The organism is Nocardia amamiensis (assembly GCF_015477605.1).
Lineage (GTDB): Bacteria > Actinomycetota > Actinomycetes > Mycobacteriales > Mycobacteriaceae > Nocardia > Nocardia amamiensis_A.
Window position 1 is genome coordinate 1 of record NZ_JADLQX010000322.1, and the last position, 256, is coordinate 256.

1 protein-coding gene is annotated in these 256 nt (G+C 71.1%); it reads right to left on the bottom strand.

From position 1 onward, the window contains the following. A partial coding sequence (locus IU459_RS37980) for a condensation domain-containing protein (protein WP_195134359.1) occupies positions 1–256 on the bottom strand: 256 nt, incomplete at both ends.

Below are 256 nucleotides of genomic sequence, written 5' to 3' on the forward strand. Positions count from 1 at the left end.
GGCCGGTCGGCGGGCAGCTCGATCTGATCGGGCAGGTCGCGCAGCTGCTCGGTCCAGTAGGCGATCTGGCGTGCGGCGACGGAGTCCGCGTCGTCCTCGGCGCCGAGCACCTCGCGCTGCCACAGCGCGTAGTCCGCGTATTGCACTTGGAGCGTGGCCCAGGACGGGACCTCGCCACGGGCGCGCTCGGTGTAGGCGAGCACCACGTCACGCAGCAGCGGACGCAGCGAGAAACCGTCCGCGCTGATGTGGTGCA